Below are 16,848 nucleotides of genomic sequence, written 5' to 3'. Positions count from 1 at the left end.
AAACCCTGATGGAATCGCCAGCAGGCGCGAATTTCCCCTCGAAATCTGACTGATGGTGGCCATCATAAAGCCCTCCGCAAAACGTCAGCCTGCCATCGGGTTGTGCAGCGGGGTCGCGGTCCATCTGGGTCTGGTCACCAACCCCGGGGAGACCACGACCATGATCGCCACCCTTCTCACCGCCGCTATCCTCAACGCAGCCCATCCCGCTGGAGCCGCCGAGGCCAAGGACTTCACCTTCGCCTTCGACGAGAACGAGCTTCGATCCGAAGGTGCGCGCGAAGCGCTGCTCGACCGGCTGGAAACCAAGGCCCGCCGCTTCTGCAAGCAGGGCGAACGCCACGGCACGCCTGGCCACAAGATCCGTCGCTGTACCGAGGACGCCATTGAGGGCGTGATCACCGAACTCGACGAACCTGTCCTGACAGCAGCCTACCAAGACCGCGCCCGATTCTGAGTGTCGCACGATCGAAGGAGCCGCGGGCACTCCGCTCGCGGTTCTTGAGGTGTGCGCGGGACCCCTGCCGACTCCCTAGCGGCAGGAGTTTTCCCGAGAGCTGTGATCCATCCTTGCGGGAGCGTACATCTTTTGTTCCCTTCAGGCGGCAATCCGAGGGCAAGGCCATGCTGGAATTCTTCACCAACCCGATGTCGCGCGGGCAGATAGTCCGCTGGATGCTCGAAGAGGTTGGCGCGCCCTATGAAGAGCGGATCATCCAGTACGGACCCGAAATGAAGGGTCCGGAATACACCGCGATCAATCCCATGGGGAAAGTGCCCGCCATCCGCCATGACGGCAAGGTGGTGACCGAGGTCGCCGCGATCTGCGCCTATCTCGCTGACGCCTTCCCCGAAAAGGGTCTCGGCCCCACGCCTGAAGACAGGCACGACTATTACCGCTGGATGTTCTTTGCCGCTGGGCCGGTCGAGCAGGCGGTGAGCATGAACTCGGCGGGTATCGTTCCCACCGAAGAACAGAGCCGCTCCTTCGGTTTCGGCAGCTACGACAAGGTCGTCGATGTGCTCGAAACCCTCCTCAGCGATCGAGACTATGTCTGCGGCGCGCGCTTCTCCGCCGCCGACGTCTATCTCGGCAGCCAGATTGTCTGGGGCCTCCAGTTCGAGACGCTGCCTAAGCGAGACGCGTTCGCGGCCTATGCAGGCCGTCTCACCGGCCGAGACCCCTTCCGCAAGGCCAAGGCCCGGGACATGGCGCTGATCGCTGAGATGGAAGCTGCGAAAGCGCAGTAGACCGCGCGCCTACTCCGCAGGCTGAACAGACGGCGCAATCGCCAGGTTCGCATCCGGCGCGCCCAGGCTGTTACGGTACTCCCGTCTGATGTCTGCGCTGGTCCGAGCCTGCCCGTCCGGGGCCCATCCGGGCGGGCCGAAGAGCAGACCCGGCCACGCGGCAGGCCGATGCCGCCGCAGGTCCTTCAGCATGCTGCCCCATTCGTGGAAAGCGATCCTGAGCGGGTTTTTTGACCCTGACGGGGTCACCAGGCCGTACTCCACCGGGACGTGGTCCCTCTCGGCCTGGTAGGTACCGAAGAGCCGGTCGAAGACCATCAGCACACCACCATGGTTCCGGTCCAGGTAATCGGCGTTCTTCGCATGGTGGACCCGGTGCGCCGAAGGCGTGTTCACGATCCCCTCGAGCGGGCCGAGCTTCCCGATGAGATCGGTATGCAGCCATGACTGGTACATCAGGTTTACCGCCAGCATCGCAAGGTAATGCGCAGGCGGAAAACCCAGCAGGGCCAGCGGCGCGTAGATCAGGCCGCCCATCGAGATCCTGCCGGTCCAGCCGAACCGGTAGGAAGCGAGGATGTTCATCTCCTCGATCGAATGATGGACAGAGTGCGTCGCCCAGAGCCACCGCACGCCATGGCTGAGCCTATGGAACCAGTAATAGGCGAACTCCATCAGCACAAAGAGCAGCGGGATATACCACCAGGCATCGCTCGGGATCTCGAACAGCCGGTTCTCATAAGCCGACAGGGTGATGAAACCGACGAGGCTGAGCGGGAACAGCGCTAGGAGACGCTGGCCGAGGGCGATCGCGATCGAGGCCGTTGTCTCGCCCCGTGAGTAGAGCGCCAGTCCCCGCTTGCGGCCGACAAAAACTTCGACGGCGATCATCGTCAGGAAAACCGGCGCGAAAAACAAAAGGTAGTGGTGGACGCTCATCGGGCCGCCCTCCTCGCTCCTTCAGAGGTTACGCGCTCCGGAGCGATTGCCAAGCCGACACACCAGTCAGCAGCAGTCCGGCCCGATCAGGGTTTCCGGCGGATCCTGTTGATCGCGAAGCGGAGAAGGAAGAGCGCGGGGATCGCCACGATCAGCCATGGCAGCGCCGCCGCGACAAAGAGAATAACTGCCGCGAGGCTCTCGGACACCACGTAGAAGAAGTTGCGGAATGCTTCCGCCAGTGGCTGGCCGGTGCTCTGGGTCACCGGCTTTCGGATCGACTGGTAGGACAGCGTCATCCGGTCCATGCTGACCCGGCCTTCAAGGGCACGGAGCCAGCTCTCGGTGCTCTCGATTTCGGACTGCACGCGTGCCAGCTCACGCTCCACCTGAAGCAGGTCGCCAACATCGTCCGTGTCTTTCTCAAGCAGGACGAGCAGACGGTCGCGCAGCTTCCTCTGCGCCTCGAGCCGGGCGGAAGTGTCGAGGATCTCCCGGGTCAGGTCTTCCACGCTGGCATTCATGCTGACGACAGAGCCTTTTACGGCCTCCGCCTCCGCTGCCAGCCCTGCACGGAAGGCGTTCATATAGTCGCGTGTCGCCCGGAAACTGAGTGTCCCGAACACACTGTCCGCGTTTCGTTCCTCGACAGAGCTCTCCAGCACCTGACAAGTCGAGGGGCCCGCGGCGATACAGGCTTCCTCGTGCCGGCTGAGGACCGGCTTCACCGATTCCGAGGGGAGGAGCAGCGTGCCGCTATACGCATAGGCGAGGTAGCGGGTCGCAGACGGCTCCCCGCCCTGCTCCGTCGGCGGTGCGCCGCTTTTTAACCGAGCACCGGTTACGGCAACCGTGTCCGCTTCCTCGGCAAGTTCGGCGTAGACAGGCTGCTGTGCATTATAGGCACCATCATCATTGCAGGCACCGAGTGCTAGCATGGCCGCAAACGCTGTCATGAACCGCATGGTCGCTCTCCCTTGCGCAAACGCTTGCATGGGAGGGTTCCACCGGCAAGTGGCCTTCCTGTCAGCCAACGAGCCCCAGCGCGAACCAGCGGAGCGCGAGAAAGGCACCGACACTGCCTGCGATGGCAAACAGGACCGCGAGATAACCAACAGCCTTGGGCAGGTTCGACTGGAACACACCTGCCGCAAGCCCGCCGCCCAGACCGCCGATCAATCCTGCCGCGGCGCCCTCGATGAACGCATCCAGAATGGTTCCGAAACCAAGAGGGGTGTCGACGGCAAACGCAACGAGGAGCGCGATCCCGGCGGGAAGGTTTGCGAGATACCCGGCGACTTCGTCCTCATCCTCGCCGAGGGCGAAGATGATTTCGTCAGCCGTGATGGCCTCGAATCCTTGCGACCATGACGTATCGCCATCAGCGAACGCCAGCATGATGACGGCGACATCATCGGCCGACTTCACGCCCAGACGACGCCGGTAATCGAGCTTGGCGTCGTTCAGGTAGAAGAGTTCAAAACCCGTCTCGCAGGCGATGGCGATCAGCCACTCGTCCTGGGTCCGGACCAGCGATACCATTCGCAGCCCGTCATGGCGGAGACGCCGGAGGGCAGCCCCAATACCCTCACGGGACAGGTCCGCCTGTTGCGACCCATCGCCAAAAACCAACATCATAACGAGTTCCCCATAAGCCCTGCACGAAGGTGGACGGATCACCCCCCTGAATCAAATGCTTTTATGCTCACCACCCCCGGCAAAGAAAAACCCCGCGGCATCGCTGCCGCGGGGTTTTCCGCTCGGATCTCCCTGAGGAGACGAGATTACTTGAGCTCGACGGTCGCGCCAGCAGCTTCGAGCTTGGCTTTGAGCTCTTCGGCTTCTTCTTTCGAGACGGCTTCCTTGACCGGCTTCGGAGCGCCTTCGACGAGTTCCTTGGCTTCCTTGAGGCCCAGGCCGGTGATGCCGCGGACTTCCTTGATGACGTTGATTTTCTTGTCGCCAGCGGAAGCGAGGATGACGTCGAATTCGGTCTTCTCTTCAGCGGCCGCGCCACCGTCGCCGCCACCCGGGCCGGCCATCATGACGGCGCCACCGGCGGCCGGCTCGATGCCGTACTCTTCTTTCATGAGGTCCTGGAGCTCTTTGGCTTCGAGCAGGGTGAGGCCAACGAGTTGTTCGGCGAGTGCTTTGATGTCTGCCATGGTTTGGGTCTTCCTTGGTTAGTCTGTGTTCGGATCAGAGAACGGTTGTTGTTACGCGTCTTCTTTTTCGGCGATCGTCTTGACGATACCGGCAAGGTTCGCAGCCGGTGCGCCAACGGCACCGAGGACGTTCGTCCACGGAGCGGTAAGGCTGCCAACGATCTGCGAGAGAACTTCTTCGCGGGACGGCATTTTCGACAGGCTGTCGACGCCCGGCGCATCGAGGGCGGTTTCGCCCATCAGGGCACCGAGGATCTCGAGATTGTCGTGATCCTTCGCCCATTTGACGACGACTTTCGGAGCCGTCACCGGATCCGCCGAATAGGCGATGACGGTCGGGCCGGTGAACAGTTCTTTGACTTCCGAACCCGGACGATCGCCGATAGCGATCTTGGCGAGGCGGTTCTTGACGACTTTCACGCCGCCACCCGCTTCGCGCATCTGGTTACGCAGGTCGGAGACCTCCGCAACGGTCAGGCCGCTGTTCTTCATGACCACAACGACTTCATTGTCGTTGAGGACACGTTCGAACCAGGCAACCTGATCCTTCTTTTGTTCCCTAGAGAGGGGCATGAAACTCTCCGCTTATGGGCAGTTGAGACCGTGCCGCGGCGGAGAACGATGCGTGCCATCGGGCCATACGGCCTGACGCATCCGATTGGCTTTCAGCCGTCTCGGCAGGGCTTATGGATGCCTGCGGTCTTCGACGTGGCGCAGCTCACCTGCGCGAGCGGGCCTACTGGCGCAGGGGCGGGCGTCCGTCAACCCCCAAGAGATCAGGCGCGCCGCAGCTTTCAGGCGCGCCAGGGGCCGGGACCATCCGTGTTTCGACGGGGCGAGGTTTCACTTCGAGCGCGGATGCCGTTCCGTTCGGACCTGACCAGGGGTGCGGGAACCTCTCCCGGCGTTCGAGGAGCGGCGAAACCGCCCGGCCCTCGGCCAATTCATAGCCGAGTTCATCGAGGATCAGCTCGCCGGTCAGCTCATAGCCGTTCGAGCGCCTGATCGCCGTGATCGTGACCGGGCGATCCTCGTCCACGTCACGTTCGGCTTCGGACTGGCCAAGGCTGAGCGCGAAGATTTCAGGCCCGCTCGGCCCGCACGCCTCGCGCACGGCATCGGCCAGGTTCTCGGCCCTTCTCCGGGCCCGCTGCTCGTTCACCGAACGCAGGCCGTCGGATGAAGCCGATCCGAAGACCAGCACCGCCTCCGCCGAACAGAAGTCCGCCCTGCTCGCGAGGGAGCGGACAAAGCTGTCGACGTCCATCGCCTGCCCGCCACTGATGACGGTGCGGTCCTTGGCGTACTGCCAGAATGCGCCGGTCTCGACCGGGCCGAAGTCGAGGCGCGGGGGCCGTGTCACCGTCTCCGTCACCATGCATTTGCGGCAGCCATCTTCGCTCAGGAACTCGTCCGGTGCGCAGCGCGCCGGCTCGAGGATCGGCAGCTCGCTCGCGGCGGCATCAAGCTCGGGCGCCGGTGTGACGACAGGCTCAGGCTCGGGTTCCTGCGCCTCCAGAACCGGGGTCATGTGCATCAGGAAGACAACCGCGCCGATCAGGATCGCAAAGACCGCAGCGAGGGAAATCACCATGTCCCTCGGCGTGAGCACAATGACGAGACCAAGGAACAGGATGGCGATCAGCAGCATCGCCATCGACATGCCTTCACCGAGCAGCGGAGCGGGCTGTTTCACCAGTTCCGAATACGGCGCGAGTGCCTCGCAACCAAGCGGGCACGCGACGTTCAGCAGGAGAAGCGCGCCGATCCACACGATCGCCGTGACGACCGCGGCAGCGATAATGCCCTTCAGGAGACTTCCGATCGCACCCATACGCGGCTCCAACCCAGCCTGACCTCTATTTCTTATCCGAAATCACGGAGAAAAGCCTCTATTTCTTATCCGAAATCACGGAGAAAAGGGAGTCGCTGGAGACGGGGCTACCCGCCTTGCCCGGTTTCTGCCAAAGCCGGGCCATGAAAGTTGCCGTTGTTATCGTCGCTGCAGGCAAGGGTGTCCGGGCAGGTGGCGAGCTTCCCAAACAGTACCGGAGCATCGTCGGAGAACCTGTCCTGCGAAGGACCCTCCGCGCATTTGCGGATCACCCACGGATCACGTCGATCCTTGCCGTGATAGCCGAGGGACAGGAAGACCGCTTTGCCGATGCCGCCAGCGGCCTGCCCAAGATCGCTCCACCGGTGCCGGGAGGCGCCGAGCGACAGGCTTCTGTCCTGCGCGGCCTCGAAGCGCTCGCGCGCGAAGAACCCGACATCGTATTGATTCATGATGGTGCCCGTCCTTTCGTCAGCTCCGCGACCATCGACCGTGTCATCGACGCTGCCCGCCGCGACAGCGGGGCGATCGCCGCGCTGCCGGTCAGCGATACCCTGAAGCGCGCGGGAGACGGCCCGGTCATTAGCGGCACAGTCCCGCGCGATCGCCTCTGGCGGGCGCAGACGCCCCAAGGCTTCCGCTTCGAAGAAATTCTCGACCTGCATCGTCAGTTCTCGGAGCGCGAAGACATGACGGACGACGCCTCCCTGTTCGAGGCCGCGGGCAGGCCGGTCACCTTGGTCGAAGACGACCCCACCAATATCAAGATCACCCGTCCGGAGGATTTCGCTCTGGCCGAGCGGCTACTGGAGAGCGCCATGGAAACCCGTGTCGGGCAAGGCTTTGATGTCCACGCCTTCGAGGATGGCGACCACGTCACCCTCTGCGGCGTTGACATTCCGCACACGCAGAAGCTCAGGGGCCATTCCGATGCCGATGTCGGGATGCACGCCCTGACCGATGCGATCTACGGCGCTCTTGCCGAGGGCGATATCGGCCAGCATTTTCCGCCTTCGGACGAGCAATGGCGCGGGGCGCCATCGGAAGTCTTCCTGCGCCACGCTGCCGAGCTCGTGAAGAAACGCGGGGGAAGGATCCTGCACACGGACGTCACCCTGATTTGCGAAGCGCCCAAGGTGGGCCCTCATCGCGAAGCGATGCGCGGTGCGCTGGCCGAGATCATGGGTATAAGCCTCGACCGCGTGGCTGTGAAAGCAACGACCACGGAGAAGCTCGGCTTTACCGGGCGTGGCGAAGGGATCGCCGCGCAGGCGCTCGTGACCGTAACCCTGCCTGCGTCATGATCGGCGACCCGCAGTCCCGCGCGCTGGCCCAAAAGGTCATCACCCGCGCCGCGTCGGAAGGCTTGACCGCTGCGACCGCCGAGAGCTGCACGGGGGGCCTCATCTCCGCCGCCCTCACCTCCGTCCCCGGATCGTCAGCAGTTTTCACTCATGGGTTCGTGACCTACGCCAACGAAGCCAAGATCGACCTTCTCGGTGTGCGGAAGGAAACCCTTGATGACCACGGTGCCGTCAGCAGGTGCGTGGCCATGGAGATGGCGACCGGTGCCCGAGCGCGCTCGGGAGCCGACATCGCCGTCTCGGTCACCGGCGTCGCAGGACCCGGCGGCGGTACCGCTGAAAAGCCTGTCGGCCTTGTCTGGTTCGGGTTGTCGGGTCCCTTCGGGACAATCTCGGACCGCAGGCTCTTTCCGGGCCATTGCCGCGATCTCGTCAGGACCCTCGCGATGCGGAACGGGCTACGACTGCTCCTGCGCGGGATCGACCTCTGCGGTCAGTCCGTATCCTGATCGACATTGACTCCCGCGCCGCGCAGGGCTGCTCGGAGGTCATCGGCATCGAAAGGCTTGAGGATGTAACGCGCCGCGCCTGCCGCCCGCGCCAGCGCGAATTGCTTGGGGTCGTTCTCCGTGGCCATCAGGATCACCTTGGGTTTCGGCGACAATGCCGCTTCGGCCATGGCCGTGAGGATGTCGAGTGCACCGAGCTTCGGCAGGTCCCAGTCGAGGAGCACCAGGTCGGGCTTGTACTCGATGAGAAAGCTCGCCCCCTCCTTCGCCGTTGCGATCCCTTCGGCCTCAATTCCGAGGCGGCCCAACAGCTCGATCGCGATCCCGCGGACCCGGCTGGAATCCTCGATCACCACGGAACGTGCCATTTCTGCCCCTTCGGTTTGCGGTAGCGATCCCATGGGGCAGACAGGCTCAAGCGTTATTTAACTCGACGCCTCAAAGTTTATCGAAGCAGGATCGTCACCATGTCCTCGCCGCTTTCGACGGTGATCGACTTACCCACAGTCGCCGCGAGTTTCTGGGCCAGCCGGGCGGGCATCGCCTTCGGCTCGAAATCGCCGTCCGCGCCTGCGAACGCAGCAGCGACATCCTCGGGCACCTTGGCCCGTTTGCCCGTGGCGATAATGGCGTAGCCGTCTCCCGCCTCCTCGACCCGGACGACGCTGTCGCGGCGCGGGACAATGCGCTCACAGACAAGCAGCAGGTTCATCAGCGCCCGCCCCTCGGCTTTCTCGAGGCCCGGCTTCTCGATCTGCCAGTCAAGGTCAGCCTTGAAATGCGCGAAAACCCGTTTCGTCAAGTCACGGACCATGGCCATGTCAATGGTCCCCTCGCTGCCGCCCGACGCACCGTAAGCGACGCGGGCGAATTCGATCATAGAAAGCACGCGCTCCATCGACGTGGCGATCAGCTTCTGGCCTTCCTCGATCATCATCGGGTCGGTCTCGGTCTTCACGACGTCGAGACCGGTGTTCAGGGCGCCCGCCGGATTGACGAGGTCGTGGCAGAGTCGCGAGGCAAGGAGGGATGCAAAATCGAGTTCGGAATCGTGCTGCATTCGGTTGGTTCTCCGACCGGGATGATGGGAAGCGGCATTGAAGCCCCCTGAGGTCGACGGCAAGAGGTTAAGGAAGTCTTGCCTCTGCGACGGCAAAGGGGCGGATCCGCATGTCGTTGAAGGTCTCACGCACCCCGTAGAAGGATTCGAGAGTCTCTCCTTCGAGGGTTTCCCCCACCGCGACCTTGACGGTTTCGGGGTTCTGCGGCTGGCCTTGGACGAGGACTTCGTAGTGAAGGTGCGGTCCGGTGGAGCGACCTGTCGAGCCGACATAGCCGATCACTTCGCCCTGCTTGACCCGCTGGCCCTGTTTCAGGCCCTTGGCGAAGCCGTTGAGGTGCGCATAGGCGGTCTCGAGCCCTTCGGAGTGTTCGAGTCGGATGTAATTGCCGAACGTGCCGCGGGGGCCTGCGAGTTTCACCACACCGTCACCTGCCGCCAGGACCGGGGTTCCCCGCGGCGCGCCGAAATCGACGCCGGCATGGCCTTTGACAAAGCCGAGCACCGGGTGGCGCCTGCGACCGAAGCGCGAGGTGACCCGCGCGCCATTGATCGGCGACTTCATCAGGAGCGTGCGTGGATTTCGTCCGTTGGCAGCGTAATAGGCGGCTTCTTCGGCTCCCTCTGGCTTGAACCGATAGTAACCGATGGCTTCAGTCCCGCCTTTCCAGGTTAGCGCCGCGAAGACGATTTCTCCGACGCCGATCTCCTCCCCCTCCTTGTCGACATAGACCTCGTAGATGATTTCGAACCGGTCCCCACGGAAGATCTCGCGGGCGAAATCGACGTCGAAGGCGAAGACGTCGGCGAAGCGGATCATCACCTCGCGCGGCACGCCGGCTCCCAAAGCCGCGGAGAACAGCGATCGGTTGATCTCTCCCGCCGCGGCCACGTAGCGGATCTCGAGATCGACCGGCCGGGACGCTGCCTCGAACCCGTCATCGGTCCGGCCGACGACAATCAGCCTGTCCGTCCCGAGAAGGATCTCCATCGCCTGCAGGGCCCTGGGGTAGGCACCTGACGCGATCTCGAAGACAGTGGCCGGGCTGCGCATGAATTTGACGCGGACCACGGTGTCGTCGGGAAGCTTCTCGATCCCAGCCTCAGCGAAAACCGCTTGCGATGCCGCATTTGCATCGGTGGCCGGAACACCGAGGCGCTGCAGGAACTCAGGGAGCGCTTCGCCATCAAGAATGGGCTCGGTGATGAATTGCTGGCTGTCGCGCAGGGCGCGGAACTGGCCGAACAGGCTCTGGTCGTCGAGGGTATCCGCTCCCGTCCAGAGCGGACGGCGCGGCTCGTCTTCCTGCCCCACCGCCGGGGACAGACACGCGACCGTCGCCGCAAGCGCTGCAAGCAGGATTGCCCTCATCCGGCAAGACTTGCTCGACAAGTCTTGCGATCTCAAGAACCGGGTGGCCTACGTTTAAGAAAGGCTTGTTCAGGCCTTCCGCATTTCGCGCAGGACCCGCTTGATATACTGCTCAAGGTCGATGTCGCCGGTGGCCTGGCCCTGCAGGCGCTGGCGGACAAGATGTGGCAGCGTCGAGGGATCAGGTTCCCCCGCGGCGGCCACGGTGGCTTCGATGATCCGGCGGATCGCATCTTCGTCGAGGGTCTGGGCTGCCTTGTCGCTCATGGCGGTCTCCCGTGCTGGTTCCATCATGTGGTCAGGGAATGGCCAAAGGGAAGAGAAGGTTCGTTTTGGGTAGGCAGAAGCCCCTCTCCGCGAGCCGTCGAAGGCGCTGCGCTCCGTGAAACAAAAGGTGGTACGGGTGGTCGGACTCGAACCGACAAGCCTTGCGGCGGGGGATTTTGAATCCCCTGCGTCTACCAATTCCGCCACACCCGCGTGACGGCGCCACAGTAAGGTCGTTCCTTTCGATGTCCAGTAGTTCCGAGGGCTGGCGCATGTGCTTGGTTTGTTTACGCTCGACAGCTATCGCGAAAGCCCCGACAGGATGGAGCAGCCGATGAATGCATCCGAGAACGCCGAAGCCCGCGTGACCGTCATGCTGGCGAATGTCCTCGAACGCTTCGCCGCCGAGGATCCGCGACCGGATGACGAGGACAAGATCACCCTGCACCGGCTGATCGATGCCTTGGACGAGCGCGCATTCGGCCTTGCCATCCTCATCCTGGCCCTGCCCTGCGCGATCCCTTTTCTTTATGGCATCCCGCAGATCGTGTCCCTGCCCATGCTGGCCCTCGCCGCGCAACTGGCTGCGGGGCGGGAGCATCCCTGGCTGCCCAAGGCGCTGGGCGAGCGTGAGGTCTCCGTCGCTGGCCTGCGTAGGACCGTGGACCGGGCTCACCGGACCCTCGGCTTTCTCGAGCGCCTCGCGAAGCCGCGCCTGACCTTCCTTTCCGAAGGCACCGGCGCCCGAATCGTTGGTGCCTTGATGCTGATTCCCGCGGCTTCGATCCTCGTTCCCCTGCCGATGACCAACACGACGCCGGGAATCGGCGTCGGGCTCGCCGCGGTGGGCCTTCTGGAGCGTGACGGCCTTCTCATCCTGCTTGGTCTTGCGATCGGTCTTATCTGGGTGTTCCTGCTCGTCTTTTTCGGCGCCGAGGCGATTTCGGCGATGAAGGCATTCGTGGTTGGCCGGATTTCTGGCTAGGCTGCCTGCGACGTACGCGCGCGCGACGCGCGGAAGGGTTTCCATGACGATGCGTCGGCGCGAAGTAAGCGTAATGACTAGAGGTCTTGAACGACTTTCCGATCCCAAGATCGCGATCGGTGTGTGCGCAGGGGTCAGCTTCTCGCTGATCGCCGCCGCGCATGCCTTTGAGCGCATTGCTGGTCTCACCCCTTGCCTTCTTTGCCTTGACCAGCGGGAGGTCCACTGGGCCGCCATTGGCGTGGCCATTCTTGCCATCGCCGTGATGATGCTGGCGCGGGGCGGCACCCGGATCTTCGCTGCCTTCCTGGGGGCCATGGTGCTCCTTTATCTCTTCAGCGCCGGGCTGGCCGGCTACCATGCAGGCGTCGAGTGGGGTTTCTGGCCCGGCCCGAACGAATGCGCCGGCGGCGGACGCAATGCGGACCTGACGAATTTCGTAGGCAGCGACCTGCTCAGCTCGCTCGAGGAACCGGCCGCGGGTCCGTCCTGCAGCGAAGCCGCCTGGCGGCTCTTCGGGATCTCGATGGCTGGCTACAACGCTCTCATTTCGCTAATGCTTGCCGGTGTTGCCGGCCTATCCTTCCTCAGGGCGGCGAAGGGCCTCCGCAATGACCGCGTCGGCTCCCCTGCAATCGCGGAGTAAGCCTTGAGCGAGACTGCCAGACCGCCCGTCCCGACCCAGTTGAAGCGCCGGACCGAAGAAATGCTCCGTGTGGACCATGCCGGCGAGTATGGCGCGGTGCAGATCTACCGCGGCCAGCGCGCCGTCTTCGGCGACCTCCCCGGCAAGACCCGGATCGCGCTCCTCCTGAAGGACATGGAGGAAGGCGAGCAGAAGCACCTCGAGACCTTCGACCGCCTCCTTGCCGAGCGCGGCGCGCGGCCGACGCTCCTCGCCCCGCTCTGGAACGCGGCGGGCTTCGCCCTCGGCGCAGGCACCGCGCTGATGGGGGAGAAAGCCGCGATGGCCTGCACATCCGCTGTCGAAAGCGTGATCGAGAAGCACTACCAGGAGCAGGTCGACGAGCTTGATGGTCAAGGTGAGGACGAACTCCGGGCGACGTTCGCGGAGTTCCGCGAAGACGAGCTCGAGCACCACGACACCGCCATCGAAGAGGGCGCCGAGCAGGCACCGGGCTACCGCTTCATGAAGCGGATCATCGAGGCAGGCTGCAATCTCGCGATCAAGGTCAGCGAAAAGGTCTGAGGCGCGCCAGACATCCGCCTGACGCGGACGGAACCATGTGAGAAGGGATCGCCCCGCGGCTTGCCGCAGCGTGCAGGCTTCCTACACGCCCATCGCCTGGCGTCTCCAGATCCAGCGCATAAGGGACGGCCGAACATCAGCTCACGCCGGTCATGGACCATCGGCGAACCGAGGGCGCACCCTCAGTCCACGGAGCTCCGAAAAGCACGTCCCCTTCGCGCCGACGGTACCGGGAGGCCCTCCGTGGGTGCTGCAAGGGGAGGATAGCGCAGGTCGAGCGCGCGGGGATATGTCACGCGGAACGCGCCAGCGACCTGCCATTGGTCGCGGTGAAGGCGGATCGCTTTGCGTTCCGCCCTACGGGCTTGCCAAATGGCAGCCTTTCCACTACCCGCCAGCGCTTCAAAGGAAACCCGGGCTGCGCGCCGCCCTGCTCAGGCATGCGCAGCTCTTCTTCCGGGGGCTGGAGGTCCAGTCTGCGGGATGAACTGAAAGGACCGAGCCATGTCTTCTGAAGCAACTGTTTTTGCCTGCGAACCCCGCAAGCGCTCCGGCACCGGCGGCTCCCGCGCCGTGCGCCGTGATGGCTGGGTCCCCGCCGTGATCTATGGCGGCAAGGACGAGCCGATGAACATCAAGATGAAATACAACGAGGTGCTGAAGGCCTATAACAACGGCCGTCTCATCGACGTTCTGTCGATCGTCGAACTCGAGGGCAAGAAGCACCAGGTCATCGGCCGCGACATCCAGGTCGACGTCGTCAAGGACCTGCCGATCCATGTCGACCTGATGCGCGTCGATGCCCGCACCAAGGTCACGGTCAACGTCCCGGTCCGTTTCCTCAACGAAGAGACCTGTCCGGGCCTTAAGGCAGGCGGCGTGCTGAACGTCGTCCGTCACGAAGTCGAAGTCGTTGCCCCGGCGACCGAGATCCCCGAAGCCTTCGAATTCGATCTCGCTTCGAAAGAGCTGTCGGACACGATCAAGATCTCCGACACCACCCTGCCGAAGGGCGTCGAGCTGACGATCACCGACCGCGATTTCACCATCGCGACGATCGCTGCGCCGTCGGGCCTCAAGTCGCAGGAAGCTGACGAGGAAGACGAAGTCGCACCGGACGAAGTCCCGGCCACCGAGGTCAAGGACGACGCGGACGGCGACGCCGAGTAAGCCTCGCGCTTCACGCAGTTTTCCACGAACGCCCCGGCTCCCTTGCGGACCGGGGCGTTTTTGCGTCGCGGGACTGCCATTCACGAGAATTTCGCTTGGGGGCCGGAACGCCGCGGACCATAATCGAACAATGGTGTTTCGTTCTCCTCCCGCCCTCGCTCTCGTGCTCGGCAGCGTCGTGATCTCCGGCTGCGCGAGCACCTATTACAATGCGCTCGAGAATATCGGCATCGAGAAGCGCGACATCCTGGTGAACAGGGTCGATAGCGCCCGCGACGCCCAGGCTCATGCGCAGGAGGAGTTCAAGGACGCGCTGGAACAATACCGCGCTCTCGTGAATTTCGACGGCGGCGAGCTTGGCAAGACCTATGACCGCCTGTCGAAACAGTACGAAAAGCTCGAGGGCGAAGCCAAGCTGGTGAAGTCGCGGATCGATTCGATCGAGAATGTCGGCACGGCGCTTTTCCGGGAATGGCGGCAGGAGCTGAACGACTATCAGTCTCCGGACCTCCGCCGGCGGTCGGAGCAGCAACTGCGCGAAACAGAACAGCGCTATAAGCAGGTGCTCGCCGCGATGAACGCGGCTGCGGCGCGGATGGATCCAGTGCTAGAACTCTTCGAAGACCAGGTCCTTTTCTTGAAGCACAACCTCAACGCCCAGGCGATCGCCGGACTCGATACCGAACTCGCCCAGATCAAAAGCCGCGTGGACGACCTGATCCGTGAGATGGACAAGGCGATCGCGGAAGCCGAGGCCTTCATCGCGGCCATGCCTGCGAGCTGATGACCGGCATTCTCACGGGCGTCACCGTCGCCCTGCTTGCCGGATGGTTTTTATGGGAGAGGCTGCGTCCCGCCTTCCCATGGCCAAGTAGTCGGGCGCGGCTCTTGCGCAATGCCATGCTTGGCGTGGTCGGGTTCGGGACGACGTTTCTCGTCGTGACGCCTGTTTCGCTTGGCGCGGCGGAGATCGGGCCGGCCTGGCGCGAGGCCTGGCCGATGTGGCTTCGTCTCGGCACGGATATTCTGCTGCTCGAGTTCTACATCTACTGGTGGCACCGGGCGAACCATGAAGTCCCGCTGCTTTGGCGTTTCCACCGTGTGCATCATTATGACGAGTTTCTCGACGTCACCTCGGCGCTGCGGTTCCATCCGGGCGAGGTGATCCTCTCGGCTTTCGTGCGCGGGCTTTGGGTGCTTGCGCTGGATATTTCGATCCCGGCAATCCTGCTCTTCGACGCACTGGTCATCATCGCGGCTGGCTTTCACCATTCGAACGTCATGCTGAGGGAGAAGACCGACGACGCGATCCGCAAGGTGATTGTTTCGCCGCACCACCACCGCATCCACCACATCCCGGAGCGACGGTACACGGACAGCAATTACGGCACGCTTTTCACCTTCTGGGACAGGTTCTTCGGCACCTACCGGGAGGCGGACACGCGGGGGCAGTACGGTGTCGAAGGGACGCATGACGCACCGTTCGGCCAGCTGATGAAGGACCCGTTCGGGAAAGCCTAGGTGACCTTGGCCCGGACCTTGAACTCTGGCCTGTCCCAGAGACGGTGTTCCAGGATGTCGCCGAGCGCGGCCACTGTGTCCCAAACGTCTGTGTACCGTAGGAAAAGTGGCGATAGCCCGAAGCGGATCGTGTCCGGCGTCCTGAAATCCGAAAGGATGCCGCGCGCCGCGAGGGCCTGCGTCACGGCGTAGCCCTCCTGATGGCGGAGGCTGACATGCCCGCCCCGCCGCTCGCCTGCGGCAGGAGAGCCGAGCGTGAGGCCGAATGTCGCCGCCTGCATGGAGCAGAGATCGCCCAGCGCCTGCGCCTTCCCGTGCACGGCACCGATCTCGATGCCGTCGAAAGCATCGAGAGCACCGTCGAGGGCGGAAAGCGACAGTATGGTCGGGGTGCCAGCGACGAAACGGCTGACACCCTCCGCAGGCTGATACTCTTTTGAGAAGGCGAACGGTTGGGCATGGCCCAGCCAGCCGGGCAGCGGGGTATGGACCTCGCCTACGATACCGGCAGCGACGTAGAGGTAGGACGGCGCACCCGGCCCGCCATTCATGTATTTGTACGTGCACCCCGTCGCGAAAAGGGCACCGCTATCATTGAGCTTCACCGGCACGATGCCGCCTGCGTGGCTCAGATCCCAGACGATGACAGCGCCCGTGCGGCGTGCCTCCTGCTCGAAAGCCGCCATGTCGATGATCTCAGCCGTACGGTAGTTGACCGCGCTCTTGATCAGCACCCCGCCTTTCGCGAGCGCTTCGATCCCCTCGCCAGCAGGCAAGTGGTCGAAGGCTGCGCCTGTCGTCCGTGCAATGCCGCCGGTCATGTACTGGTCTGTCGGGAACTCGTCGTCCTCGACCATTACCCGCCGCTCTTTCGCGAGCGGAAGAGCGGCAACAGCGAGCTTGAAGAGGTTCACCGAAACCGAGTCGCAGACCACCACCTCCTCAGGCTTCGCGCCGATCAGCCGGGCGATCCGTGCGCCAACGCTCTGGCCGAGGTCGATCCAGCCCGCCGTGTTCCACGAACGGACGATGCCGTTCGCCCATTCTTCGGTCGCCGTTTTCTCTGCCCGTGCGATGGCCATCTCGGTCGCCGGGCCAAGGGAATGGCCGACGAGATAGGTGACACCTTCGGGCAGCCTGAACCTTGCCCGCGCAGGGGCGAGCGGGTCGGCGGCGTCGAGGGCTTCGGCTTCGGCGCGCGAGGTCGGGATCCTGGTCATCCCCCTCCTCTGCCGCGTCAGGCGCGCTGTGGCCAGAGCTT

At 63.7% G+C, this 16,848-nt stretch carries 21 protein-coding genes and 1 tRNA gene; 10 read left to right on the top strand and 12 right to left on the bottom strand.

The features are described from left to right. Positions 1–160: 160 nt before the first annotated feature. On the top strand, positions 161–457 hold the full coding sequence (locus tag IE053_RS02985; RefSeq protein WP_189571520.1) for a UrcA family protein: 297 nt from the start codon (positions 161–163) through the stop codon (positions 455–457). 167 nt (positions 458–624) lie between these two features. Next, the gene (locus tag IE053_RS02980; protein ID WP_189571518.1) at positions 625–1,251 is read left to right on the top strand and encodes a glutathione S-transferase family protein; all 627 of its coding nucleotides are present in this window, start codon (positions 625–627) and stop codon (positions 1,249–1,251) included. A 9-nt stretch (positions 1,252–1,260) separates the two neighbouring features. Here the strand turns inward: IE053_RS02980 and IE053_RS02975 are convergent, their stop codons facing one another. From IE053_RS02975 to IE053_RS02950, 6 genes are all read right to left on the bottom strand, one after another. Beyond that, on the bottom strand, positions 1,261–2,190 hold the full coding sequence (locus IE053_RS02975) for a sterol desaturase family protein (protein ID WP_189571515.1): 930 nt from the start codon (positions 2,188–2,190) through the stop codon (positions 1,261–1,263). 86 nt (positions 2,191–2,276) lie between these two features. Beyond that, positions 2,277–3,155, bottom strand: coding sequence for a DUF4349 domain-containing protein (locus tag IE053_RS02970; protein WP_189571513.1), 879 nt, complete (start codon positions 3,153–3,155; stop codon positions 2,277–2,279). Between the two features lie 61 nt (positions 3,156–3,216). After that, positions 3,217–3,828: a hypothetical protein gene (locus IE053_RS02965; protein ID WP_189571511.1), complete on the bottom strand. Its 612-nt coding sequence runs from the start codon at positions 3,826–3,828 to the stop codon at positions 3,217–3,219. Between the two features lie 146 nt (positions 3,829–3,974). Continuing rightward, on the bottom strand, positions 3,975–4,355 hold the full coding sequence (gene rplL / locus IE053_RS02960) for a 50S ribosomal protein L7/L12 (protein ID WP_189571508.1): 381 nt from the start codon (positions 4,353–4,355) through the stop codon (positions 3,975–3,977). Positions 4,356–4,406: 51 nt separating this feature from the next. Continuing rightward, positions 4,407–4,928 carry a 50S ribosomal protein L10 gene (gene rplJ / locus IE053_RS02955; protein WP_189571505.1) on the bottom strand — a complete coding sequence of 174 codons (522 nt, stop codon included), beginning with the start codon at positions 4,926–4,928 and terminating at the stop codon, positions 4,407–4,409. 163 nt (positions 4,929–5,091) lie between these two features. Next, positions 5,092–6,189, bottom strand: coding sequence for a hypothetical protein (locus IE053_RS02950; protein WP_189571503.1), 1,098 nt, complete (start codon positions 6,187–6,189; stop codon positions 5,092–5,094). Between the two features lie 143 nt (positions 6,190–6,332). Between IE053_RS02950 and IE053_RS02945 the strand changes: the two genes are divergently transcribed. Both IE053_RS02945 and IE053_RS02940 read left to right on the top strand, forming a co-directional pair. After that, on the top strand, positions 6,333–7,493 hold the full coding sequence (locus tag IE053_RS02945) for a bifunctional 2-C-methyl-D-erythritol 4-phosphate cytidylyltransferase/2-C-methyl-D-erythritol 2,4-cyclodiphosphate synthase (protein WP_189571500.1): 1,161 nt from the start codon (positions 6,333–6,335) through the stop codon (positions 7,491–7,493). Next, positions 7,490–8,002, top strand: a complete 513-nt coding sequence (locus tag IE053_RS02940) for a CinA family protein (RefSeq protein WP_189571497.1) — start codon at positions 7,490–7,492, stop codon at positions 8,000–8,002. Before IE053_RS02945 ends, IE053_RS02940 begins: the two co-directional genes overlap by 4 nt. On the opposite strand, the gene IE053_RS02935 is transcribed toward IE053_RS02940, so the two are convergent. The 5 genes from IE053_RS02935 to IE053_RS02915 form a co-directional block, all read right to left on the bottom strand. After that, positions 7,987–8,370, bottom strand: a complete 384-nt coding sequence (locus tag IE053_RS02935) for a response regulator (protein WP_189571494.1) — start codon at positions 8,368–8,370, stop codon at positions 7,987–7,989. The genes IE053_RS02940 and IE053_RS02935 overlap by 16 nt on opposite strands. Positions 8,371–8,447: 77 nt before the next feature. Further along, positions 8,448–9,062 (bottom strand): histidine phosphotransferase family protein, encoded by a 615-nt coding sequence (locus IE053_RS02930; protein ID WP_189571491.1) that lies wholly within the window; start codon positions 9,060–9,062, stop codon positions 8,448–8,450. A gap of 67 nt (positions 9,063–9,129) precedes the next feature. Further along, a complete protein-coding gene (locus tag IE053_RS14615; protein ID WP_308430423.1) occupies positions 9,130–10,434 on the bottom strand; it encodes a M23 family metallopeptidase in 1,305 nt (434 codons plus the stop codon). A gap of 69 nt (positions 10,435–10,503) precedes the next feature. Further along, the gene (locus IE053_RS02920) at positions 10,504–10,701 is read right to left on the bottom strand and encodes a hypothetical protein (protein WP_189571488.1); all 198 of its coding nucleotides are present in this window, start codon (positions 10,699–10,701) and stop codon (positions 10,504–10,506) included. A 128-nt stretch (positions 10,702–10,829) separates the two neighbouring features. Continuing rightward, positions 10,830–10,914 (bottom strand) — tRNA-Leu (locus IE053_RS02915). 61 nt (positions 10,915–10,975) lie between these two features. On the opposite strand from IE053_RS02915, the gene IE053_RS02910 reads away from it, so the two are divergent. The 6 genes from IE053_RS02910 (at position 10,976) to IE053_RS02885 (ending at position 15,587) form a co-directional block, all read left to right on the top strand. Continuing rightward, entirely contained in the window at positions 10,976–11,686 is a 711-nt protein-coding gene (locus tag IE053_RS02910; RefSeq protein WP_189571484.1) for an exopolysaccharide biosynthesis protein, read from the top strand. Positions 11,687–11,759: 73 nt separating this feature from the next. Next, positions 11,760–12,332 carry a disulfide bond formation protein B gene (locus IE053_RS02905; protein WP_189571481.1) on the top strand — a complete coding sequence of 191 codons (573 nt, stop codon included), beginning with the start codon at positions 11,760–11,762 and terminating at the stop codon, positions 12,330–12,332. A 3-nt stretch (positions 12,333–12,335) separates the two neighbouring features. Then, on the top strand, positions 12,336–12,896 hold the full coding sequence (locus IE053_RS02900) for a demethoxyubiquinone hydroxylase family protein (protein ID WP_229786031.1): 561 nt from the start codon (positions 12,336–12,338) through the stop codon (positions 12,894–12,896). Between the two features lie 504 nt (positions 12,897–13,400). Continuing rightward, positions 13,401–14,066, top strand: a complete 666-nt coding sequence (locus IE053_RS02895) for a 50S ribosomal protein L25/general stress protein Ctc (RefSeq protein WP_189571478.1) — start codon at positions 13,401–13,403, stop codon at positions 14,064–14,066. Between the two features lie 130 nt (positions 14,067–14,196). Next, positions 14,197–14,850 (top strand): DUF2959 family protein, encoded by a 654-nt coding sequence (locus IE053_RS02890; protein WP_189571475.1) that lies wholly within the window; start codon positions 14,197–14,199, stop codon positions 14,848–14,850. Then, a complete protein-coding gene (locus IE053_RS02885; RefSeq protein WP_189571472.1) occupies positions 14,850–15,587 on the top strand; it encodes a sterol desaturase family protein in 738 nt (245 codons plus the stop codon). Before IE053_RS02890 ends, IE053_RS02885 begins: the two co-directional genes overlap by 1 nt. Here the strand turns inward: IE053_RS02885 and IE053_RS02880 are convergent. Continuing rightward, positions 15,584–16,807, bottom strand: a complete 1,224-nt coding sequence (locus IE053_RS02880) for a kynureninase (protein WP_189571469.1) — start codon at positions 16,805–16,807, stop codon at positions 15,584–15,586. The two genes, IE053_RS02885 and IE053_RS02880, sit on opposite strands and share 4 nt — an antisense overlap. Positions 16,808–16,848: the final 41 nt, after the last annotated feature.

It is taken from the genome of Parvularcula lutaonensis (genome assembly GCF_014651915.1).
GTDB classification, from domain to species: Bacteria; Pseudomonadota; Alphaproteobacteria; order Caulobacterales; family Parvularculaceae; genus Parvularcula; species Parvularcula lutaonensis.
This window is presented reverse-complemented; position numbering and strand designations above follow the sequence as displayed.